This is a genomic window from Cryobacterium sp. TS_SC_7 (genome assembly GCF_056156285.1).
Map to the genome: position 1 here is coordinate 3017274 of NZ_CM149589.1, position 23068 is coordinate 3040341.

The window sequence follows — 23068 nt, forward strand, 5'->3', positions numbered from 1 at the left end:
CGCCCGTCGCCGAACCGTGAGAAAAGCCCCTCTCCCGTGCGGGGAAAGGGGCTCTGCTCACGGCTCGGCGACGGGGTGGTGGAGACCTAGCGGTGGTGGAACCTGGCGACCATCGGGCAATCGAAGGGGTCGCGGGCGCCGAGGCCGACCTTGTTCAGGTAGGCGATGACGATGCCGTATGACTCGAAGAGCGACGTCTCGGTGTAGAGGATGTTGTGGCTCTTGCAGTATTCCTTGGTGATCTCCTGCGCCTTGCGCAGGTGCGGGCGCGCCATGTTCGGGAACAGGTGGTGCTCGACCTGGTAGTTCAGCCCGCCCATGAACGTGTCCATGAACGTGCCGCCGCGGATGTTGCGGCTGGTCAGAACCTGACGGCGGAGGAAGTCCACCTTGCTCTCGTGGGGGAGCTGCGGCATGCCCTTGTGGTTGGGAGCGAACGACGCACCCATGTAGACGCCGAAGACGGCCAGCTGAACGCCGATGAACGCGAACGCCATGCCCACGGGCAGGAAGTAGAAGATCGCGGCGACGTAGAGCACGATCCGGGTGGACAGCATGCTGATCTCGAGCCAGCGCTTGTCGACCTTCTTCTTGCCGAAGACGGTCTTGAAGCCCTGCACGTGCAGGTTGAAGCCCTCGGCCATCAGCAGCGGGAAGAAGAGGTAGCCCTGCTTGCGGGTCACGAACGAGCCGATCCAGCTGACCTTCGCGGCATCCTCTTCCCGGAAGACGATGAAGTCGGGGGCGATGTCGGGGTCCTTGCCGATGACGTTCGGGTTGGCGTGGTGACGGCTGTGCTTGTTCATCCACCAGGCGTAGCTGATGCCGACGAACAGGTTGGCGAGGATGCGCCCGGCACGGTCGTTCGCCCGGCCGCCCTCGAACACCTGGCGGTGCGAGGCCTCATGGGCGAGGAAGGCGTACTGGGTGAGGATGATGCCGAGCACGCCGGCCACGATGAGCTGGTACCAGCTGTCGCCGAGCAGGACGAAGGCGGTGCCGGTTGCGAGGGTCGCGAGAACGAGCATCGAGAACACGAACCAGTAGAAACCCGTGGCACGCTTCAGCAGGCCAAGGTTGCGCACGGTGTGCAGCAGCGACGAATACTCGGTGGTGGGGTTTTTCGAATCGCCACCCGGGCGAGTCTTGACAATACGCACCGTGGGTGCGGCAACAGCTTCCGACATGAGGCCTTTGGTTTGTATCCGGACTTCTCAGTCGGTGATGGAGCAAACACTCGTGAAACAGATATCTGTATCCTATGGGCCGGACCCCTCCGAACGGGGTGTTCTCACACCGCTTTCCCAGTCGCTATATGCCTCGTACGGCATATGAGGGGCCTTCAATTTCCCGTGAGCGCACGTTGAAACTCACCGCCAGCTGGGCAGCCAGATGTGCAACTGCCAGAACGTCAGAGACGTCTGGGTTCCCGTCCAGAGCGGATAGAAATAGCCGCTGACGAGGAGTGCGGCGACCAGGAAGCCCAGAACGGCCCATCGTGCCCGGGGGAGAATGAGGCCGATCACGAAGGTGATGCCGAGGAGCAGATAGGGCTCGAACGCGATCGTGTAGAACTGGAAGACCGTGCGGTTCAGGTACAGCAGCCAGGGCAGATAACCGGCGACCAGCCCCATCAGGATCAGACCGACCTGCCACTCGCGGTACCGCGCCAGGCGGTACACCAGGTAGAGCACGGCCGCCGTGGCCGCCCACCAGATCAGCGGATTGCCGATGCCGGTGATGGCCTCGGAGCAGGTGTTGAACTCGCATCCGTTCTCGCCCCGGCTCGATCCGCGGTAGTACATGCTCGTGGGGCGCACCATGAACAGCCAGGTCAGCGGGTTCGACTGGTACGGATGCGGCGTGGACAGCCCCACGTGATAGGTGTACGCCGCCACCTGGTAGTGCCAGAAACTCTGCACGGTGTCGGGCACCCAGGCCAGGGCCCCCGTCCAGGCGGCGCCGGGCGTCGTCGCCCAGTCCCGGTAGAAGCCCCGGGCCGTGACGAACCAGCCCGTCCAGGAAGCCAGGTAGGTGGCGACGGCCACCGGCACGATCAGCAGGAAGGTCGCCGGCGCCTGCTTGAGCACCGCGGCGCTGAACCAGAACGGGAGGCCGGCCCGGCGCCTCGCGAGGGCGTCGACGACGACCAGGTACACGCCGAATGCGGCGAGGAAGTAGATCCCCGACCATTTGACGCTGCAGGTCAGGCCGAACGCGAGCCCCGCCGCGAGCAGCCAGGGTCGCCACCACAGGGTCGGTCCCCAGCCGGGGTTCCGCCCGGCCTCACGCGCCAGCGCCAGCCGGGCCGTCAGGCGGGTGGCGTGCCAGTCCCGGTCGAGCAGCACCGCGCCGAATCCGAGCAGCGCGAAGAACATGACGTAGTTGTCGAGCAGGGCCACCCGTGACATGACGATGGCGTTGCCGTCGATGGCGAACAGGAAGCCCGCGATCACGGCCAGCAGGGTCGACCCGAACAGCTTTTTCGCGATCAGCATCAGGAGGACGACGGCCAGTACGCCGACCAGCACGGTGACGATCCGCCAGCCCCAGCTGTCGTCGGGGCCGAACGCGGCCATGCCCAGGCTGATCAACCATTTGCCGAGCGGCGGGTGCACGACGAAGGACGGGTCGGACAGGAACACGTCGGTCTGCCCGGCGGCGAAGAGGACATCCGCCCCCTCGGGCCAGGACGACTCGTAGCCGAGGTTGTTCAGCGTCCAGGCATCCTTCACGTAGAAGGTCTCGTCGAAGACCAGCGAGCGCGGGTTGCCGAGGTTCCAGAGTCGCACCGCCGCCGCCAGCAGGGTCACCGCCAGCGGTCCGGCCCAGCGGAACACGCGGCTTGTCAGGAACACGTGACCATCGTAGTGAGCCGGGGCTGCGAGACTGGGATCATGATCCTCCTCGCTGCCACCCCGATCGGAAACCTGGGCGACGCGTCAACGCGTCTGATCGAGGCGCTCGGCACGATGACGATCATCGCCGCCGAGGACACCCGGGTGACCGTGCACCTGCTCAAGGCCCTGGGCATCGAGAACCGCCCCCGGCTGATCAGCCTGCACGACCACAACGAGCGCGGCAAGGCGGCCGAGCTCGTCGAACTCGCCCGCGACACCGACATCCTCGTGCTCAGTGACGCGGGCATGCCGACGGTGTCCGACCCCGGTTTCCACCTGGTGGATGCCGCAGTGGCGGCCGGCGTCGTCGTGTCCGTGCTGCCCGGACCGTCGGCCGTGCTCGCGGCGCTGGCCGTGTCCGGGCTGCCCACCGACCGGTTCACCTTCGAGGGTTTCCTGCCCCGTAAGCACGGCGACCGGGTGACGGCCCTGCGCGAGGTGGCCGCGGAGCGTCGCACCATGGTGTTCTTCGAATCGCCCAACCGGCTGGCCGCCTCCCTGACCGACCTGGCCGCCGTGCTCGGCGCCGAGCGTCGAGTCGTGGTCTGCCGCGAACTGACCAAGTTCTACGAAGAAGTGAAGCGGGGCACCGCGACCGAGCTGGCCGAGTGGGCCGCCGCCGGGGTCAAGGGCGAGATCGCCATCGTCGTCGCCGGGGCCGTGGCACGCGTGCTGGACCTGGAGACCGGAGTGGCCGAGGTGCTCGCGCTGGTGGAGTCGGGCATCCGGCTCAAGGATGCCGCCGCCGACGTGTCCGCCGCCTCCGGGCTCGGCAAACGCGCCCTCTACGAGGCGGCGCTGGAGCGGAAGACCGGCAAGCCTGCCGCGGCCCGCACGGATTTTTCGGCCCTGCCGCTGCCCTGACCGGACGTTCGGCGAGCCGGGGAAGGTAACACGGCCAGCGGCATCCGCTGCTCCTAATAGGATGAGAGCATGTCCGACGGCTCATCTTTTTACATCACCACGCCCATTTTCTACGTGAATGATGTCCCCCACATCGGGCACGCCTATACCGAGGTGGCCGCCGACGTGCTCGCGCGCTGGCACCGGCAGTCCGGCGAGGATGCCTGGCTGCTCACCGGAACGGACGAGCACGGGCAGAAGATCCTGCGCACCGCGACCGCCAACGGCGTCACACCGAAGGAGTGGGCCGACCGTCTGGTCGAGACCGCCTGGAAGCCGCTGCTGAAGACGGTCGACATCAAGAACGACGACTTCATCCGCACCACCGATGAGCGCCACGAGGTGAACGCGCAGAAGTTCCTGCAGCACCTCTTCGACGCCGGCCACATCTACACCGGGGAGTACGAGGGCTTCTACTGCGTCGGCTGCGAAGAGTACAAGCAGCCGAGCGACCTCATCGACGGGGTCGGCGAGTACGCCGGGCAGCAGGTCTGCGCCATCCACTCCATCCCGTGCGAGCTGCTGCACGAGAAGAACTACTTCTTCCGCATGAGCACGTTCGGCGACCAGCTGCTCGCGCTCTACGAGGAGAACCCGAACTTCGTGCAGCCCGAATCGGCGCGCAACGAGGTCATCTCCTTCGTCAAGCAGGGCCTCAGCGACCTGTCGATCTCCCGCTCCAGCTTCGACTGGGGCATCAAGGTGCCGTGGGACGACAGCCACGTGGTCTACGTCTGGTTCGACGCTCTGCTCAACTACATCACCGCCGCCGGCTACGGCCACGACGACGAGAAGTTCAGCCGACTCTGGCCGGCGACGCACGTCGTGGGCAAGGACATCCTGCGCTTCCACGCCGTGATCTGGCCGGCCATGCTGCTCGCCGCGGGCATCGAGGTGCCCCGCCAGGTCTTCGGCCACGGCTGGCTGCTCGTGGGCGGCGAGAAGATGAGCAAGTCCAAGCTCACCGGTATCGCCCCGAGCCAGATCACCGACACGTTCGGTTCCGACGCCTTCCGCTACTACTTCATGCGCGCGATCAGCTTCGGCCAGGACGGCTCCTTCTCCTGGGAGGACCTGTCCGCCCGGTACCAGTCCGAGCTGGCCAACGGCTTCGGCAACCTCGCCTCCCGCGTGATCGCCATGATCGTGCGCTACTGCGACGGTGAGATCCCGGTGGGCGGGGACTTCAGCGAGGCTGACGAGCTTATTCGCGGCACCGAGAAGCGGGTGACGGATGCCGCCACGCTGGCGATCAGCCACCTCGCCATCCACGAGGCGATCGCCGCCATCTGGGAACTGGTCGACGACCTCAACGGTTACATCACCGCGCAGGAGCCGTGGGCGCTGGCGAAGGACCCGGCCAACCGGGCCCGCCTCGAGGCCGTTCTGGTCACCGCCGTGCGCGGGCTGGGAACGCTCGCCGTGCTGCTCTCGCCGGTCGTGCCGCAGGCCACCGCGAAACTCTGGACCGCCCTCGGCGGCACCGGTCTGGTCACCGACCAGCGCATCGACCGCGCCTGGGAATGGAGCGGCGGCCCGCGGGTCTTCCCGCTCGAGGCGCTGTTCCCGCGCATCGAGGCCACGGTTGGCTGACGAACCGGGTCCCGTGCGCCAGCGCGACCAGGGCACGGGCCGCGACCTGAACTATCCGCCGCTGCCCGAACCGCTGGTCGTCCCGGTGTACGACAACCACACCCACCTCGAGATCGCCGATGGCGACCAATCCCTCAGTGTCGCCGAGCAGCTCGACCGTGCCTCCAGTGTCGGCGTGCGCGGCGTCATCCAGGTCGGCGGCGATCTGGAGACCTCACGCTGGTCCGCCATGATGGCCGCCCGGGAACCGCGCATGCTCGCGGCCGTGGCCATCCACCCCAATGAGGCACCCGTCTACGACGCTGCCGGCACCCTCGACGACGCCCTGGGCGAGATCGCCGAGCTGGCCACCCGCCCGCGTGTGGTCGCGATCGGGGAGACCGGCCTCGACTACTTCCGCACCGGCCCCGAGGGGCACGCCAGCCAGCAGCGCTCCTTCGAGGCGCACATCGAGATCGCCAAGCAGAACGGCCTCGCGCTGCAGATCCACGACCGCGACGCCCATGCCGCGGTGATCGAGACGCTGCTGCGGGTCGGGGCCCCCGAACGCACCGTTTTCCACTGTTTCTCCGGCGACGCCGAGATGGCCCGCATCCTCGCCGACAACGGCTGGTATCTCTCCTTCGCGGGCACCGTGACCTTCAAGAACGCAGTCAACCTGCGTGCAGCGCTGGCCGCCGTGCCCCGCGCTCTGCTGTTGGTCGAGACGGATGCGCCCTTCCTCACCCCCGCTCCCTTCCGCGGCCGCCCGAACGCGCCGTACCTGCTGCCGCACACGCTGCGCGCCATGGCCGACCACCTCGAAACGGATGTCACCATTCTCGCCAGCCAGATTTCCTCCAACACCGAACTCGTCTACGGGGGCTGGGATGCCGAACCGGTGATCGTCGCCGGAACCGAGTCCGAGACGCGCCCGTTCGGAGGCCTCGCATGACCCCGCCCCGGCACGGCTACGCCCCCGGAGACGAACCGGAGTCCGCGACCCGGTCGACCACCGACGAGGAGGGCGCCGGTCGGCATGCCGCCGACGCGCCCGCCGACGCGCCCGCCGACGCGCCCGAGCCCGTTCTGGCCACCGAGCCCGCGGCATCCGCCGGCCTGCCGGCCGACGTGCCTGCGGCTCCCGCCGGGCTTGCAGTTCCCGCCGCGCGGTCGCTGCTCGGCCCGGCCGAGATCCGCGACCTCGCTGAGATGCTGGGCGTCAACCCCACCAAGAAGCTCGGCCAGAACTTCGTCATCGACGGCAACACGGTGCGCCGCATCGTCAAGGTCGCGACCGTCTCACCGGGCGACACCGTGCTGGAGGTCGGCCCCGGGCTGGGGTCGCTCACCCTCGGCCTGCTCGAGACCGGCGCCGCCGTCGTGGCCGTGGAGATCGATGAGCGGCTGGCCGAGCAACTGCCGCTGACGGTCGAGCTCATGCACCCGGGCGCGCAGCTCACGGTCATCCGTCAGGACGCCCTCAAGATCACCGAACTTCCCGGCGACCCGAGCCGCCTCGTGGCGAACCTGCCCTACAACGTGTCGGTGCCGGTTCTGCTGTACCTGCTGGAGAACTTCCCCTCCATCCGGGCGGGCGTGGTCATGGTGCAGGCCGAGGTGGGGGAGCGCCTCGCGGCGCCGCCCGGCAGCAAGGTCTACGGCAGCCCGAGCGTCAAGGCAGCCTGGTATGGTGCGTTCCGCACCGCCGGCAAGGTCAGCCGTCAGGTCTTCTGGCCGGTCCCGGGCGTCGACTCGATCCTGATCGCGTTCGAACGGCGCCTCGAGCCGCTGGAGTCCGAAGAGCTTCGCCGCGCCACCTTCACCCTCGTCGATGCCGCATTCCAGCAGCGCCGCAAGATGCTGCGCCAGTCGTTGTCCCTGGTTCTCGGCGACTCCACCACCGCCAGCGAGATCATGACGCGGGCCGGGATCGACCCCACCGAGCGTGGTGAACAGCTCACGGCCGAGGACTTCCTCGCCATCGCCCGCGCCCAGCTCGCCGGTCGCTGACGCGTAAGGCCCGCGCGTCAGTCGCCGCCGGACTGGCTGGGCTAGGTTAGACACATGACCAACGCGGCCGCCTCTCCCGTGGTGCATGCGCGGGCGCCGGGCAAGATCAACGTCTTCCTCAAGGTCGGTGCGGTCCTCGACGACGGTTACCACGAGGTCGCCACCGCCTACCAGGCCGTGTCGCTGTTCGAAGACGTGCGCGCCTGGCCGTCGGACGGCTTCTCGGTCGAGTTCACCGGTCCCATCGACGCCTCCGGACTTGCCGTCGACGGCAGCAACCTCGCCATCAAGGCCGCGCGCGCCCTGGCCCGCAAGTCCGGCTATCGCGGGGGAGTGCGCCTCTCGATCGAGAAGAACGTGCCCATCGCGGGCGGCATGGGCGGCGGGTCGGCGGATGCCGCGGCCACCCTCCTGGCCTGCGACACCCTCTGGGGGACCGAGGCCACGCGTGAGGACCTGATCGCCATCGCCGCGACTCTGGGCGCCGATGTGCCGTTCGCCTTCACCGGAGGCACCGCCATCGGCACCGGCCGCGGAGACCAGCTCAGCCCGGCCCTGGCCAAGGGACAGTTCCACTGGGTGCTCGCCCTGGCCGAATTCGGCCTGTCCACCCCCGGCGTCTACAACGAACTCGACCGACACCGTGAGCGGCACGCGCAGGACATCTTCCCCGCCCAGATCCAGCCGACCGTCGACGCGAACGTGTTGCAGGCCCTGCGCGCGGGCGACCCCCGCATGCTGGCCGAGGCCCTGCACAACGACCTGCAGGCGCCTGCGTTGCACCTGGCGCCCGGCCTGGGCGCGGTGCTCGAACTGGGCGAGGCGAACGGCGCGCTGGCCGGCCTGCTGTCCGGCTCCGGCCCGACCGTGGCGTTCCTGGTCGCGGATGCCGACAGCGCGCTCGAGCTGCAGGTCGCCCTGAGCGCCTCCCGCCTGCGCGTCGTGCGGGCCACCGGCCCCGTGCACGGAGCGCGCATCATCCACGACTGATCCGGTCTCGACAGGCTCGACCACCGGTCTCGACAGGCTCGACCACCGAGGCTCGACCACCGAGGCTCGGACCCCAACTGTTGCCCGTCCGGACAACTGTTGCCGGTGTGCCGGCAACGGATGTCCGATTCGGCACCGATCACCGGCCGTCGGGGGAGCGACGAGGCGCGTGCGGGGCTCTCAGGCGCGCCCGGTAAACTTGGAAGCTATGGCACATTTGCTCGGGGCCGAGTCCCTGCACCTTGAATTCCCCACCCGCGTCATTTTTGACAGCGTCACCGCCGGTCTCAATGAAGGCGACCGGATCGGCGTCGTCGGCCGCAACGGCGACGGCAAGTCCACGCTCATGCGCCTGCTCGCCGGCCGGATGGAACCCGACTCGGGTCGCGTCACGCGCCGACGCGGCGTCACCATCGGCATGCTCGACCAGGCCGACGACCTGGCGTCGGGCCAGACCGTGGGCCACACCATCGTCGGCGGCATCGACGAGCATGTCTGGGCGGGCGACGCCAAGGTGCGCGACGTGATCGCGGGACTCGTGCGGGACATCCCCTGGGACGCCCTCGTCGACGACCTCTCCGGTGGCCAGCGCCGCCGGGTTGCCCTCGCCGCCGTGCTGATCGGCGACCACGACGTCATCTTCCTCGACGAGCCCACCAACCACCTCGACGTGGAGGGCATCTCCTGGCTGGCCGGCCACCTGCGCACCCGCTGGGCCACGAACTCCGGCGGCCTCGTGGTCGTCACTCACGACCGGTGGTTCCTCGATGAGGTCTGCAACATGACCTGGGAGGTGCACGACCGCCTGATCGAACCGTTCGAGGGTGGCTACGCCGCCTACATCCTGCAGCGCGTCGAACGCGACCGGATGAGCAGCGTGATGGAGGGCAAGCGCCAGAACCTGATGAAGAAGGAACTGGCGTGGCTGCGGCGCGGCGCCCCCGCCCGCACCGCGAAGCCCAAGTTCCGCATCGACGCCGCCAACGAACTGATCGAGAACGAGCCGCCGCCCCGCGACACCGTGTCGATGCAGTCGATGGCCATGCAGCGCCTCGGCAAGGATGTCGTCGACCTGATCGACATCGGCGTCAAGTTCGGCGAGAAGACCGTGCTGAACGACATCACCTGGCGCATCGCACCGGGCGAGCGCACCGGCATCATGGGCGTCAACGGCGCCGGCAAGTCGACGCTGCTGAACCTCGTGGCCGGCACCCTGCAGCCCACCACGGGAACGGTCAAGCGCGGCAAGACCATCAAGGTCGCCGTGCTCACCCAGCAGCTGTTCGAACTCGACGGCATCCAGAACGACCGCGTCAGCGAGGTCATCGGGCGGCAGAAGACGTCGTACATGGCCGGCGGCAAGGAAATCACGCCCGGCCAGATGCTCGAGCGCATGGGGTTCATGAGCGCGCAGCTGACCACGCAGGTCAAGGACCTCTCCGGTGGCCAGAAGCGTCGCCTGCAGCTGCTGTTGATCGTTCTCGACGAGCCGAACGTGCTCATCCTCGACGAGCCCACCAACGACCTGGACACCGACATGCTCGCGGCCATGGAAGACCTGCTGGACTCCTTCCCCGGCACCCTGCTCGTCGTCTCGCACGACCGGTACCTGATCGAGCGTGTCACCGACAACCAGTACGCCGTCACCGAGGGCGGCTTCCGCCACCTGCCCGGCGGCGTGGACCAGTACCTCGAGATGCGCAAGAGGCAGACCAGCGGCAACGACAAGCCCGCGGAGGCGAACGCGGCGAACACGTCCGGCGGCAAGGCGTCCCGCAAGCTCGCCATCGGCGGTGCCGACCTCCGCAATGCGCAGAAGGAACTCGCCTCCATCGACCGCAAGGTGGTCAAGCAGAACGCGCGGATCGCGGCGCTGCACGAGAGTCTCGCCGTGCACGACCAGTCCGACTTCGACGGGCTCGGCGCGCTGAGCTCCGAACTGCAGAAGCTCGAGGTCGCCATCGCCGGCTTCGAGACCCGCTGGATCGAACTGTCTGAGCTGATCGAGGGCTAACCTCGCAGATACTGTGACCGCGTGTGACGCAGGGGCGCACGCGGCGCAGTATCGCCCGATAACCTTGGAACGTGCCTCGCGCTGCAGCGGCACAGACTCCCACCCCCGTTGTCCCGTGGTTTCTCTGTGCCCGAAATGCGTTGGCACCCCCCGCCGAGAAAACGGCACCACAGCTGACAAGGGAATCCCATCGTGAAGAAGAAACTGCTCGCCGCCCTCGCGGTCGTACCACTCGTCGCCCTGCTCGCCGGTTGCTCCGGTGCGGCCGCCGACGAGACCGTGAAGATCGGCGTCGTCGGCGCCAGCGACCCGTACTGGGCCGTCTACGAGGAGGCCGCGGCGGATGCCGGCATCACGGTCGACATCGTCGACTTCGCCGAATTCGGGCAGCCGAACCCGGCCCTGTCCGCCGACGAACTCGACCTGAACCAGTTCCAGCACATCGTCTACCTCGCCGAGTACAACGTGGCCAGCAAGCAGGACCTCACCCCCGTCGGCGCCACCGCGATCTACCCGCTCGCCCTGTATTCGACCGAGTACGGCGACGTGAGCGAGATCAAGAAGGGCGACACCGTCGCGGTGCCGAACGACGCCAGCAACCTGGCCCGCGCGCTGCTCGTGCTGCAGTCGGCGAAGCTGATCACACTGTCCGACGGCGGCAGCATCTACTCGACCCTCGCCGACATCGACACCAAGAAGTCCAAGGTCACCGTGACCGCGCTCGAGGCCTCGCTCACGGCCACCTCGCTGCCCGACGTCGCCGCCGCGATCATCAACAACGACTTCGTCGAGAAGGCCGGCCTCAAGGTCGAGGACGCCCTCGCCCAGGACGACCCCACCGACCCCAACGCGCTGCCGTACGTGAACGTCTTCGCGGCGCGCGCCGAGGACAAGGACAACGCCACCTACAAGAAGCTGGTCGAGATCTACCAGAACACGAAGGCCGTTCAGGATGGCGTGCTCGCCGTGTCTGGCGGTTCCGCGGTAATGGTCAAGACCCCGGTCGCCGACCTCGAGGCGTCCCTCGCCACCGTCGAGAAGGACACCAAGGCCCAGAAGTAGCGCCGCCGACCTGCCCGTTCCGGTCGAGAGTGCCCGTTCCGCGGGTCACTCAGGGCCGGAACGGGCACTGTCACCGCCCAGCAATACGCCAGTCAGTCAGTAAGGATGTTCCATGCCTGCCCCCAGCCCCGTTGTCGAACTGCGTGACGTGAGCAAGGTGTACCCGCCCACGACCAGGGGCGGGGCCGAGGTCGTCGCCATCGACAAGGTCAGCCTCACGATCGACGCCGGTGACGTGTACGGCATCATCGGCTACTCCGGGGCCGGCAAAAGCACCCTGGTGCGGCTCGTGAACGCACTCGAACGCTCGACATCGGGCGAGATCTTCGTCAACGGCACAGACATCGCCCGGCTGCCCGAACGGGAGTTGCGCCCGGTGCGTCTCGGCATCGGCATGATCTTCCAGCAGTTCAACCTGCTCGGGTCACGCTCTGTGGCGGCGAACGTCGCCTATCCGCTCGAGGTGGCCGGACGGTCCAAGGAAGCCCGCCGGGCCCGGGTGGGCGAGATGCTCGACTTCGTCGGGCTCGGCGACAAGGCCCGCGCCTACCCCGACCAGCTCTCCGGGGGTCAGAAGCAGCGCGTGGGCATCGCGCGGGCCCTGGCCAGCCAGCCGGGCATCCTGCTCGCCGACGAGGCCACCAGCGCACTCGACCCGGAGACCACCTCCGAGGTGCTCGACCTGCTGGGACGGGTGAACAAGGAATTCGGGGTCACCATCATCGTGATCACGCATGAGATGGATGTCATCCAGACCCTGGCGACGAAGGTCGCCGTGATGGACCAGGGCCGGGTGATCGAGCGCGGTGACGTGTTCGACGTGTTCTCGAACCCGCAGCAGGCGGCATCCGCCCGGTTCGTCTCCACCGTGGTGAAGGGACTCCCGTCTCCGCCGGAGCTCGCGGTGCTGCGGCGGCGGCACCCGGGCCGCCTCGTGACCCTGGCCTTCCGCGACAGCAGCGTCGACCAGGCCCGCGTGTTCGGCGAGTTCGCCGCCGCCGGCGTCACCTTCGAGGTGGTCTACGGCGGCATCAATGAGATCCAGGGCCGCTCCTTCGGGCACCTGACGCTCGCGCTCGCCCGGCCGGGGGCCACGGATGCCGCGGCTGATGCCGCCATCGACGCCGCCCTCGACCGGGTGCGAACCCTCACGACCGTCACGGAGGTGCGCTGAAATGGACAGCCTCATCGACCTGTGGCCCGAACTCTGGGTCGCCGCGGGGGAGACCCTCTACATCGTGGGCCTCACCCTTTTCTTCGGCGGGATCGGCGGCCTGCTGGTCGGGCTGGGACTCTATCTGACCCGGGCCGGCAGCATCCTCGAGAACCGCCCGGTCTTCGTGGTGCTCAACCTGCTGGTGAACATCGTGCGGCCGATCCCGTTCATCATCTTCCTGGCCGCCGCCCAACCGCTGGCCCGCGTCGTGGTGGGAACCGGGATCGGGAACGCGGCGATCATCTTCACCATCTCGCTCGCGGCATCCTTCGCCATGGGGCGCATCGTGGAGCAGAACCTGCTCACCGTCACGCCCGGTGTGATCGAGGCGGCGCGCAGCGTGGGGGCCGGGCCGATCCGGATCATCTTCACGGTGCTGCTGCCCGAGGCTCTCGGCCCGCTCATCCTCGGCTACACCTTCATCTTCGTGGCGCTCGTGGACATGTCGGCGGTCGCCGGTTACGTCGGCGGAGGCGGCCTCGGTAACTTCGCGCTGCTCTACGGCTACCGCCAGTTCAACCCGGTGGTGACCTGGGCGGCCGTGCTGCTCATCATCGTGCTGGTGCAGCTGGTGCAGTTCCTCGGCAACTGGCTGGCGCGCAAGGCGTTCCGCCGCTAGCCCGGCTGTGACGAAGACGGGTGAGCCCTCCCCCTGGTGGCTGTCCGCCGCAATACACTGAGGCATGACTTCCGCTGGCTTCGCCGAGATCGAGCGCACTTTCGACGTCAACCCGGCCACCGTTCTGCCGCCCCTGCACGACCTGCCCGGCGTCACCCACGTTGACCCGCCCGTCGAGCACCACCTCGACGCCCTGTACTACGACAGCGCCGACCTGGTCCTCGCCAGCCGCCGACTGACCCTGCGCCGCCGCACGGGGGGAGACGACGCCGGCTGGCACCTCAAACTCCCGGTCGCCGTCGACGAGCGCCGCGAGATGCGGGAACCGCTGGGCGACGACCCCGAGAAGATCCCCGAAGCCATCCTCAACCTCGTGCGGGGCGTGCTCCGCGGTCGCCCCCTCGTGCCCGTGGTGCGGCTGCGCACCCGCCGGGTCCTGCACCAGCTGGTCGGCGCGAACGACTCCGTGCTCGCCGAGGTCTGCGACGACGAGGTGCAGGCCGACCGCCTCGCGCCGAAACCGTTCAGCCAGACCTGGCGGGAATGGGAGGTCGAGCTCGTGCACGGGTCCCGCGCCCTGCTCGACGCCGCCCAGGAGCGCCTGGGATCGGTCGGCGTGGAGCCGTCCGCGAACCCGTCCAAATTGGCCCGCGCCCTCGGAGACCGGCTGCCGGAATTCCGGGCGGCGCCGACGCTCCGGGCGACCCGCAAGAGCTCCGCTGGCACGGTGCTGATGGCCTACGTGCAGGAACAGGTGCAGGCGATCGGCGTGCAGGACGCTCGGGTGCGCGGAAACGATGCGGGTGCCGTGCACCGGATGCGCGTGGCCACCCGGCGCCTGCGCTCGGCCCTGTCCACCTATCGGGACCTGCTCGACACGTCGGTCACCGCTCCGCTCCGTGACGAGCTGCGGTGGCTGGCCGGCGCGCTCGGCGCCGCCCGCGACGCGGAGGTGATCCGCCAGCGCCTCGCCCACCGGATCGGGCAGCAGCCCGTCGAGCTCGTCGTGGGCCCGATGGTGGAGCGCATCGACGCGCACTTCGCCGCCGTCATCCGGTCGGCCCGGCTCGAGGCCCTGGCCGCCCTCGATTCCGACCGGTACTTCGAGCTGCTCGACCGCCTCGACGATCTGCTGGCGTCCGCGCCACTGCGCCCGCGGGCCGAGAAGCCCGCGAGTACAGTCATCCCCGAATTGATACGTGCCGACTGGAAACGGCTGCGGGCATCCGTGTTCCTGGCCCGCGGCACACCGTCGGGGCCCGTTCGGGACGAGGCTCTGCACGAGGCGCGGAAGCGCGCCAAGCAACTGCGCTACGCGGCCGAGACGGCGACGCCGTTGCGGCGCGTGCGCGCGACCCGGCTCGTGGCCGCGGCCCGTCAGGTGCAGGACACCCTCGGCGACCACCAGGACAGCGTCGTGGCCCGCGCCGAGCTGCTGCAGCTCGGCATGACCGCCTACCTGCAGGGCGAGAACGCGTTCAGCTACGGCCGGCTGCACGCCGTGGAAGAGAGCGGGGCCGCCGCGATGGAGGCGCGCTTCTTCCGCACGTGGCGGGATTTTCCGAAGGGGTCGATCGCGAAATAGAGGGACGGGTCTCGACGGGCTCGACCACCGGGTCGGGTCTCGACGGGCTCGACCACCGGGACGGGTCTCGACGGGGACGGGTCTCGACAGGCTCGACCACCGGGAATGATTGACTTCCGAACGTTCTCGTCCGTCTGAAGTGGATCGGCTGCAGGTGCTCGTGACGCGGACGCGCTGAGCGCGTCGCGTCAGTCGAAGCCGAGACTGAGCTTGCGCAGCAGGTCCGCCAGGGCGGTCTGCTCTCCCGCCGACAGCGTGGCGAGCAGTTCGGCTTCGGCGTCGACCAGCCGGGTGATCGCGGCATCCACTCGGGTGAGCCCCGCCGGGTTCATGCTCACGAAGATGCCGCGCCCGTCGTTGGGGTCCGTACGGCGGGTCACCAGGCCGCGCTCGACGAGCCGATCGATGCGGTTGGTCATGGTCCCGCTGGAGACCAGCGTCTGCTGCAGCAGCGCCTTGGGGCTCAGCTCGTACGGTGAGCCCGCACGGCGCAGGGCGGAGAGCACGTCGAACTCCCAGGAATCCAGTTCGGATCGGGAGAAGGCGGTGCGCCGGGCGCGGTCCAGGTGTTTGGACAACCGGCCCACGCGGGACAGCACCTGCAACGGTGCGAAGTCGAGGTCGGGCCGTTCGCGCAGCCAGGCATCAACGATCCGGTCGACTTCGTCATGTGCGGGCATCCGTCTATTATCCCGGTCGGGTGCGGAAACCTGCGCGGGAGCCCCCTCTCGGGGTGCCGGGGCGCGCTCCCGGCTCGATATCTGGCAGACTTGACACCGTTGGTCGGCCCCGGGTCGGCGAATTCCGCCGTGGTGTAATGGCAGCACGACAGCCTTTGGAGCTGTTAGGTCTAGGTTCGAGTCCTGGCGGCGGAGCACTTGATTGGCGTCACCATCCGGTCTTTACCGGGCGGCTCCACAGAAGCTAGAGGAAACCACGTGACCGATTCTCGACTCGCTATCGTCGTGCTGGCCGCCGGCCAGGGCACCCGCATGAAGTCCAGCACGCCGAAGCTGCTGCATCAGCTCGCGGGACTTCCCATCCTCAGCCACGTCCTGGCGACATCCCGTGCCCTCGACGCGGCGCACGTCGTCACCGTCGTGCGGCACGAGCGCGACCGGCTGGCCGCCCTCGTCGGCAAGGACCTCCCCGAAAGCCTGATCGTCGACCAGGACGAGCTGCCGGGCACCGGCCGTGCGGTGGAACAGGCCATCGGCGCTCTCCCCGACGATTTCGAGGGCGACGTGCTCGTGGTCAGCGGCGACGTGCCGCTGCTCAACGCGGCCACCCTGGCCAGCTTCGTCGACGCGCACCGCGAACGGGACGTCGCCGCCACCGTGCTGTCGTCCTTCCCGGAGGACGCCACCGGCTACGGCCGCATCGTGCGCTCCGAGGAGGGGGCCTTCGACCGCATCGTCGAGCAGAAGGATGCGACCGCCGAGGAACGCGCCATCGCCGAGACCAACGCCGGCGTCTACGTCTTCCGCCTGGCCGAGCTGCGTGAGCAGCTGGCCAACGTCACCACCGAGAACGCGCAGGGCGAGAAGTACCTCACCGACGTGGTCGGTCTGCTCCGCCTGGCGGGTTCCGAAGTGCGGGCCGTCCCGGTCGCCGACGCCTGGCTTGTGGCCGGCATCAACGACCGCGCGCAGCTCAGCGAGACCGCGCGTCAGCTGAACGGCTTGATCGTCTACGGCTGGCAGCTGGCCGGTGTGACCGTGCAGGACCCCGCGACCACCTGGATCGACCTCAAGGCCAAGCTGGCACCGGATGTCACTATCCGGCCCGGAACCCAGATCCTCGGCGCGACCGTGATCGAGACCGGCGCCGTGATCGGCCCGGACACCACCCTCGTCGACTGCGAGATCGGCGAGAACGCGGTGGTGAAGCGCACGGATGCGACGCTGGCCGTGATCGGCGCCGGGGCATCCGTCGGCCCGTTCTCCTACCTGCGACCGGGCACGAATCTGGGCGCTGACGGCAAGATCGGCACCTTCGTCGAAACCAAGAACGCGACCATCGGCGCGGGAAGCAAGGTTCCGCACCTCAGTTACGTCGGCGACGCGACGGTGGGCGTCGAGTCGAACATCGGGGCCGGCACGATCTTCGCCAACTACGACGGCGTGACCAAGAACCACAGTGAGATCGGGTCCCACGTGCGCACCGGGTCGCACAACGTCTTCGTGGCGCCGATTAGGATTGGGGACGGAGCATACACGGGTGCCGGAACAATCGTCCGCAAGGACGTGCCGGCCGGGGCCCTGGGCCTCACCGTGGCTCCACAACGCAATATGGACGGCTGGGTACAGACCAACCGCCCAGGAACCGACGCGGCGGCGGCTGCGGCAAAGAGCGGAGACTAGGTGTCTGGAATCAAGACCAGCGGCGAAAAGCGACTTGTATTGGTTTCGGGGCGAGCTCACCCACAACTGGCACTGGACATCGCCACGGAACTTGGTACCGAACTCGTCCACACCGACGCGCGCACCTTCGCGAACGGCGAGATCTACGCGCGTTTCGATGAGAGCGTGCGTGGCTCCGACACCTTCGTGATCCAGTCGCACACCAACCCGATCAACGAATGGGTGATGGAGTCGCTCATCATGGTCGACGCGCTCAAGCGGGCCTCCGCCAAGCGCATCACGGTCGTCGCCCCGTTCTACCCCTACGCCCGCCAGGACAAGAAGGGCCGCGGCCGCGAGCCGATCTCGGCCCGGCTGATCGCCGACCTGTTCAAGGTCGCCGGCGCCGACCGGATCATGGCCGTCGACCTGCACGCCGCCCAGATCCAGGGCTTCTTCGACGGTCCCGTCGACCACCTCTTCGCCATGCCCGTCCTGCTCGAGCACTTCAAAGAGAAGCTCGATCCGGCCACCCTCACGGTCGTCTCGCCCGACATGGGCCGCGTCCGCGTCGCCGACATCTGGAGCGACAAGCTCGGCGCACCGCTGGCCATCATCCACAAGCGTCGCGACCCGAAGGTCGCCAACCAGGTGACCGTCCACGAGATCGTCGGCCAGGTCGAGGGTCGCGTCTGCCTGATCGTCGACGACATGATCGACACCGGCCGCACCATCGTTCTCGCGGCGGAGGCCCTCCGTGCCGCCGGCGCGATCGGCGTCGTCGTCGCCGCCACTCACGCCGTGTTCAGCCACCCGGCTCTCGAACTGCTGCAGAATCCCGCGATCTCCGAGGTCGTCGTCACCGACACCCTGCCGATCCCCGAGGAGAAGCGTTTCCCCACGCTCACCGTGCTGCCGATCGCGCCGCTGCTGGCGCGCGCCATCCACGAGGTCTTCGACGAGGGTTCCGTCACCTCGATGTTCGAGGGTGCCGCGTAGGCCCTACTGTTCTGCCTGACCCCTGGCCGGTCGTTGACGGATGTCGACGGCCGGCCATCGGTCTGTCCGCACCGGTCAGATCGCAGCTCAGAGCAGGAGCTCGGGCCGGAGCCCGGCCCTGCGTCGTCCTCATCGCGCTCCCCTCCCAGCGGGGCCGATTCTAGGCCGGTATCTCCGTGGTCTGCGCCCGTGGCGCCGAGGGAATGATGCCCAGCGGGATGACATACGTCTCGCGCTCGTTGATGTCGATCGCGTAGCACTGCCAGCCGAAACCGCCCGGCCCGCTCAGGTCGAAGCGCGAATCGAAGCCGATGGCTACCGGATAGTACCGGGCCGTGGCCACGCTGCAGGCGTTGTCGGCCGTGGTCGACGCGATCTGCAGGCTGGTGAGGATACCCGGAACAATCAAGGCCACCAGCCCGAGCACGACCACGATGCGCATCAGGGCCAGCGTGCGCCGACTGCGCAGGGGCCTGGCGGCATCCTGCGGCTCGTAACCGGAGAGTTCGGGGTGGTCGTCGCTCATCATCAGGCTCCCAGTATCGCAAACCGTTTCGCATCTGTTGCCGAATCGGACGATTGTTGACGGCGTACGGGCAACACTTGACCGCTGCGGCAACACTTTCCGCGGTGGGAGTGACTCGGCCGCCCCTCCCCAGGCTCTCAGGGTGGCAGAGGTCCCCCGAATCGCCCGCGAAGCTGCCCGTGGCTGCCTCGCACTGCCAACCTCGCCACATGGCTGACGAGCGCATCGACGAGCACACCGGGCTCTACCTCTCCAAAGGGGGAGGGTCAACCGAGTCGGAAGATCGGCAGTTTCGGCGGGAGGTGCAGTTCGGGAGGAGCGCAGTGCGGTTGCGCCGCGGCGTCTTCACCAGCACGGAGCACTGGGCTCCGCTCTCACCGCAGCAGAGGCACCTCGCGCAGATCCGCGCAGTCGTCGCCACTCGAAAGCGGGACCCGGTGATCAGCCATCAATCGGCCGCGGCCGTGTGGGGGATTCCCCTGCCTGAGGCCTGGCCGAGCACGGTTCACGTGCTGGCGCCACCGCAGTCCCGGGCGCGCAGCAAGAACGGCGTGACGGTCCACCGCAGCCCTATTCCGGACGCGGATGTCGTCGACGTCGACGGGATGCTCGTGACCAGTCCCGCCCGAACCCTGCTCGACCTGGCGCGTACCACGCGTTTCGCCGCTGCCGTCGTTGCGATCGACCATGCGCTCAATCCGCGGAGTGCAGCTCCCGAGGTCTTCCTGACGGTGGAGGTGCTGCGCGAGAAGTTGCAGGAGTCGAGTTCGGCCCGTGGGCTGGTGCGGGCGAATCGGGCCATCAGCTTCGCCCGGCCCAACGCGGACAACCCGGGTGAATCGCTGAGCCGCGTGGCGATCTTCGAGCTGGGCTTCCCCGATCCGCTATTGCAGACGTGCCACCCGAACCCCCGCGGCGGCTTCTACTTCACCGACTTCGAGTGGCCGGACTATCGCCTGATCGGGGAGTTCGACGGGCAGGGCAAATATCTGAAGGATGAGTATCTGCGGGGTCTCACACCGGGTGAAGCTGTCACCCGGGAGAAGATTCGGGAGGACGACCTCCGCTCGGAAGGCAACGGGATGGCCCGCTGGGGGCCGACCGATGTTCGCCAGCGCCGGTCGCTGTTGCGCATCCTCACCACCGCGGGGCTTCCCGTCCTGCGTTGATGGGCCGCCTGGCCGACACGAGTGTTGCCGGAGCGGACAACTGGTGCCCGTGTACGGGCAACACTTGTCCGCTCCGGCAACAGTTGCGGAAGCGGGGCCAGGCGGCGGGGCGGCCAGGGCGGCTAGTGCGAGGAACCCTCGGTGGCGATCTCGCTGCGGTCGCCCGACCACAGGGTGTGGAAGGTGCCGGGCATGTCCACGCGCTTGTACGTGTGGGCGCCGAAGAAGTCGCGCTGTCCCTGCACCAGGGCGGCCGGCAACCGTTCGCTCGCGAGCGAGTCGAAGTAGCTGAGCGCCGACGCGAAACCGGGCACCGGGATGCCCGACAGCGCCGCCGTCGAGACGACGCGGCGCCAGGCCGACTCGCCGTCGGCGACGGCCTGGGCGAAGTACGGGTCGGCGAGCAGGGTAGGGATCGACGGGTCGTTCGCGTAGGCATCCACGATGCGGTTGAGGAACTGGGCGCGGATGATGCAGCCGCCGCGCCAGATTGTGGCGATGGCGCCCTTGTCGACGCTCCAGCCGTACTTGACCGCGCCGGCGATGATCGCGTCGAAGCCCTGGGCGTAGGCGACGACCTTCGACGCGTAGAGCGCCTGGCGCACGTCGTCCTGGAAGGTGTGGCCGACGACGGCGATCTCCGGGCGTGCGGTGATGCCGGCGCGCACGGGGACGCGCTGCTCCGGGTGGCTGGACACGGCGCGGGCGAAAACGGCCTCGGCGATGCCGCCGACGGGCACGCCCAGGTCGAGCGCGTTCTGCACGGTCCAGACTCCGGTGCCCTTGGACCCGGCCTCGTCGAGCACCACGTCGATGAACGGCAGGCCGGTCTTCGCGTCCACCTGGCGCAGCACCTCGGCGGTGATCTCGATCAGGTAGCTCTCGAGGTCACCCTCATTCCACTCCGTGAACACGTCGGCGATCGCGGCGGGGGAGTGCCCGGTCACCTTGCGGAGCAGGTCGTAGGCCTCGGCGATCAGCTGCATGTCGGCGTATTCGATGCCGTTGTGGATCATCTTGACGAAGTGACCGGCGCCATCCGTGCCGATGTGGGTGACGCAGGGCACACCGTCGACGACGGCCGCGATCGACTCGAGGATCGGGCCGAGGGTCTTATAGGCCTCCACCGAGCCGCCTGGCATGATGCTGGGGCCCTTGAGCGCGCCCTCTTCACCGCCGGAGATGCCGGCGCCGACGAAATTCACGCCCGTGGCGCGCACCTCCTTCTCGCGGCGGATGGTGTCCTGGAAGTCGGCGTTGCCGCCGTCGACGATGATGTCGCCGGGCTCGAACAGGGCGGTCAGCTGGCTGATCACGGCGTCCGTGCCCGCACCGGCCTGCACCATGATGATCGCGGTACGCGGCTTCTGCAGCGACGCCACGAACTCCTCAATGGTTTCCGAGGCAACGAAGCCGGCCTCGGGGTGCTCGGTGGTGAGCAGCCGGGTGCGTTCGGGAGAGCGGTTGTACACCGCCACGGTGTTGCCCGCGCGGCTGGCGAGGTTGCGGGCGAGGTTCGAGCCCATCACCGCCAGTCCCACTACGCCAATGTTTGCCTGTGCTGCGCCGGTTTCGGCCACGTTTGCTCCTTCAGCTGTCAATTCTTGAAACTCCTTCAAGGCTAGTCGCTCGGCCCGGGGCCGTTACATGGCGTGCAGCGGGCAGCGCCGGTGACGGATGTCCGGGCGCGCGTTCCCCGTGCCCGGTCGTCTCCGCTAGACTTACCAGTTGAACTTCGGCGAGGGCTGCCGCCCGCCGGGAAACCGTGGGTGCGGCATCCGTTATCGACGCGGCGGAATGCTTCACGGCCTTTCCTCACGCTGACACGCGTTCGAGTTGAAATTGAACCAGTACCCACCTTTGCAGGCGTCTCGCCCGCAAACCAGATCTGGGCCGTAGCGGTCCGCAAGGAGAAACACCATGGCTGACGCCACCAACAAGATTGCCGCCGACCTGCGCGTGAAGTTCGGCAAGGGCGCGGCCCGCAAGCTGCGCGTGCTGGGCAAGATCCCCGCCGTCATGTACGGCCACGGCACCACCCCGGTCCACGTCGCGCTCCCCGCGCACCAGATCGGCCTGCTGCTGCGTCGTGCGAACGCCGTCCTCGAGCTGGAGATCGACGGCAAGAGCCACCTGACCCTGGTCAAGGACGTTCAGAAGGACCCGTTCCTGCAGATCATCGAGCACCTCGACCTCATCGTCATCCGCAAGGGTGAGAAGGTCCAGGTCGAGGTTTCCGTGCACGTGACTGGCGAGCCGGCCCCCGGAATGGTCGCCGACCTGGACACCAAGACCCTGCTGCTCGAGGTCGAGGCCATCAACATCCCCCAGAACCTCCCGCTCTCCATCGAGGGCCTCGAGGAGGGCGCGCAGATCCACGCCAAGGACGTCGAGCTCCCCAAGGGTGCCACGCTCATCTCCGACGAAGAAGCCGTCGTCGTGTCCGTGCACCTGCCGGTTGAAGAGGAAGAGGAAGAAGAGGCCGAGGCCGTTGAGGGCGAAGAGGCCGAGGCTGCTCCCGCCGAGTAGTCATTCCCTTCTGGTTTCGCGTCAAGCGGAGGATTCCCCTGGACGACAATCTCTGGCTCGTAGTCGGGCTCGGCAACCCCGGGCCCGACTACGCCGGTAATCGACACAACGTCGGCCACATGGTGGCTGCCGTGCTCGCCGACCGTGTGTCGGCGAATTTCAAGAACCATAAAACGAATTCGTCGGTCGCCGAGGGGCGCAGCTTCCCCGGTGGTCCGAAGCTGGTACTGGCCAAGCCGAACACGTACATGAACGTGTCCGGCGGGCCAGTGGCCGCGCTGCTGCGTTTCTACTCACTGCAGCCGTCGCACCTGATTGTGATCCACGACGACCTCGACATCCCGTTCGACACGATGAAGATCAAGGTCGGCGGCGGCCACGGCGGCCACAACGGGCTGCGCGACATCATCGCCGCCATCGGCACGAACGAATTCACCCGCATTCGCGTCGGCGTCGGTCGTCCGCCCGGGCGTCAGCCGGCCGCGGACTTCGTGCTGCACGACTTCACGTCGACCGAGCGTTCGGCCCTGCCCAACCTGTTGACGGATGCCGCCGACGCGATCGAACTCATCTCCGCCGAGGGCGTCACCGCCGCGCAGCAGAAGTTCCACGCCCCGTAGCCTCCCGCG

20 protein-coding genes and 1 tRNA gene are annotated in these 23068 nt (G+C 68.2%); 16 read left to right on the forward strand and 5 right to left on the reverse strand.

Annotated elements, in window-relative coordinates; genetic code table 11:
• Positions 1-86 precede the first annotated feature (86 nt).
• Positions 87-1187 (reverse strand): fatty acid desaturase family protein, encoded by a 1101-nt coding sequence (locus AC0J5J_RS13890; protein ID WP_134425049.1) that lies wholly within the window; start codon positions 1185-1187, stop codon positions 87-89.
• Between the two features lie 183 nt (positions 1188-1370).
• A complete protein-coding gene (locus AC0J5J_RS13895) occupies positions 1371-2858 on the reverse strand; it encodes a dolichyl-phosphate-mannose--protein mannosyltransferase (RefSeq protein ID WP_474898529.1) in 1488 nt (495 codons plus the stop codon).
• Positions 2859-2897: 39 nt separating this feature from the next.
• Between AC0J5J_RS13895 and rsmI the strand changes: the two genes are divergently transcribed.
• The 10 genes from rsmI (at position 2898) to AC0J5J_RS13945 (ending at position 14874) form a co-directional block, all read left to right on the forward strand.
• Positions 2898-3764: a 16S rRNA (cytidine(1402)-2'-O)-methyltransferase gene (gene rsmI, locus AC0J5J_RS13900; protein ID WP_474898531.1), complete on the forward strand. Its 867-nt coding sequence runs from the start codon at positions 2898-2900 to the stop codon at positions 3762-3764.
• A gap of 69 nt (positions 3765-3833) precedes the next feature.
• Complete coding sequence (gene metG, locus AC0J5J_RS13905) at positions 3834-5396, forward strand: methionine--tRNA ligase (protein ID WP_134425052.1); 1563 nt, start codon at positions 3834-3836, stop codon at positions 5394-5396.
• Complete coding sequence (locus AC0J5J_RS13910; protein ID WP_134425053.1) at positions 5389-6330, forward strand: TatD family hydrolase; 942 nt, start codon at positions 5389-5391, stop codon at positions 6328-6330. Before metG ends, AC0J5J_RS13910 begins: the two co-directional genes overlap by 8 nt.
• Before the next feature lie 257 nt (positions 6331-6587).
• Complete coding sequence (gene rsmA, locus AC0J5J_RS13915; protein WP_241972795.1) at positions 6588-7388, forward strand: 16S rRNA (adenine(1518)-N(6)/adenine(1519)-N(6))-dimethyltransferase RsmA; 801 nt, start codon at positions 6588-6590, stop codon at positions 7386-7388.
• Between the two features lie 54 nt (positions 7389-7442).
• A complete protein-coding gene (locus AC0J5J_RS13920; protein WP_134425055.1) occupies positions 7443-8378 on the forward strand; it encodes a 4-(cytidine 5'-diphospho)-2-C-methyl-D-erythritol kinase in 936 nt (311 codons plus the stop codon).
• A 208-nt stretch (positions 8379-8586) separates the two neighbouring features.
• Positions 8587-10392 carry an ABC-F family ATP-binding cassette domain-containing protein gene (locus tag AC0J5J_RS13925; protein ID WP_474898533.1) on the forward strand — a complete coding sequence of 602 codons (1806 nt, stop codon included), beginning with the start codon at positions 8587-8589 and terminating at the stop codon, positions 10390-10392.
• 192 nt (positions 10393-10584) lie between these two features.
• Positions 10585-11454, forward strand: coding sequence for a MetQ/NlpA family ABC transporter substrate-binding protein (locus AC0J5J_RS13930; RefSeq protein ID WP_474898535.1), 870 nt, complete (start codon positions 10585-10587; stop codon positions 11452-11454).
• 112 nt (positions 11455-11566) lie between these two features.
• Entirely contained in the window at positions 11567-12628 is a 1062-nt protein-coding gene (locus AC0J5J_RS13935; RefSeq protein ID WP_474898537.1) for a methionine ABC transporter ATP-binding protein, read from the forward strand.
• Between the two features lies 1 nt (position 12629).
• Entirely contained in the window at positions 12630-13289 is a 660-nt protein-coding gene (locus AC0J5J_RS13940; protein WP_134425059.1) for a methionine ABC transporter permease, read from the forward strand.
• Between the two features lie 64 nt (positions 13290-13353).
• A complete protein-coding gene (locus AC0J5J_RS13945) occupies positions 13354-14874 on the forward strand; it encodes a CYTH and CHAD domain-containing protein (protein WP_474898539.1) in 1521 nt (506 codons plus the stop codon).
• A 188-nt stretch (positions 14875-15062) separates the two neighbouring features.
• Here the strand turns inward: AC0J5J_RS13945 and AC0J5J_RS13950 are convergent, their stop codons facing one another.
• The gene (locus tag AC0J5J_RS13950; RefSeq protein ID WP_134425061.1) at positions 15063-15554 is read right to left on the reverse strand and encodes a MarR family winged helix-turn-helix transcriptional regulator; all 492 of its coding nucleotides are present in this window, start codon (positions 15552-15554) and stop codon (positions 15063-15065) included.
• Between the two features lie 123 nt (positions 15555-15677).
• Here AC0J5J_RS13950 and AC0J5J_RS13955 point away from each other — a divergent pair.
• From AC0J5J_RS13955 to AC0J5J_RS13965, 3 genes are all read left to right on the forward strand, one after another.
• A tRNA-Gln gene (locus AC0J5J_RS13955) sits at positions 15678-15749 on the forward strand.
• A gap of 63 nt (positions 15750-15812) precedes the next feature.
• Positions 15813-17237, forward strand: a complete 1425-nt coding sequence (gene glmU / locus AC0J5J_RS13960; protein ID WP_474898540.1) for a bifunctional UDP-N-acetylglucosamine diphosphorylase/glucosamine-1-phosphate N-acetyltransferase GlmU — start codon at positions 15813-15815, stop codon at positions 17235-17237.
• Positions 17238-18215, forward strand: a complete 978-nt coding sequence (locus tag AC0J5J_RS13965; RefSeq protein WP_134425063.1) for a ribose-phosphate diphosphokinase — start codon at positions 17238-17240, stop codon at positions 18213-18215.
• A gap of 160 nt (positions 18216-18375) precedes the next feature.
• On the opposite strand, the gene AC0J5J_RS13970 is transcribed toward AC0J5J_RS13965, so the two are convergent.
• Positions 18376-18741, reverse strand: coding sequence for a hypothetical protein (locus AC0J5J_RS13970; protein WP_474898542.1), 366 nt, complete (start codon positions 18739-18741; stop codon positions 18376-18378).
• Positions 18742-18950: 209 nt separating this feature from the next.
• Here AC0J5J_RS13970 and AC0J5J_RS13975 point away from each other — a divergent pair, with 209 nt between their 5' ends.
• Positions 18951-19910, forward strand: coding sequence for a type IV toxin-antitoxin system AbiEi family antitoxin domain-containing protein (locus tag AC0J5J_RS13975; RefSeq protein ID WP_474898544.1), 960 nt, complete (start codon positions 18951-18953; stop codon positions 19908-19910).
• Between the two features lie 122 nt (positions 19911-20032).
• Here the strand turns inward: AC0J5J_RS13975 and gndA are convergent, their stop codons facing one another.
• On the reverse strand, positions 20033-21436 hold the full coding sequence (gndA, locus tag AC0J5J_RS13980) for an NADP-dependent phosphogluconate dehydrogenase (RefSeq protein ID WP_474900240.1): 1404 nt from the start codon (positions 21434-21436) through the stop codon (positions 20033-20035).
• Positions 21437-21830: 394 nt separating this feature from the next.
• Here gndA and AC0J5J_RS13985 point away from each other — a divergent pair, with 394 nt between their 5' ends.
• Complete coding sequence (locus AC0J5J_RS13985; protein ID WP_134425067.1) at positions 21831-22439, forward strand: 50S ribosomal protein L25/general stress protein Ctc; 609 nt, start codon at positions 21831-21833, stop codon at positions 22437-22439.
• A 38-nt stretch (positions 22440-22477) separates the two neighbouring features.
• On the forward strand, positions 22478-23059 hold the full coding sequence (pth, locus tag AC0J5J_RS13990; RefSeq protein ID WP_134425068.1) for an aminoacyl-tRNA hydrolase: 582 nt from the start codon (positions 22478-22480) through the stop codon (positions 23057-23059).
• Positions 23060-23068 lie beyond the last annotated feature (9 nt).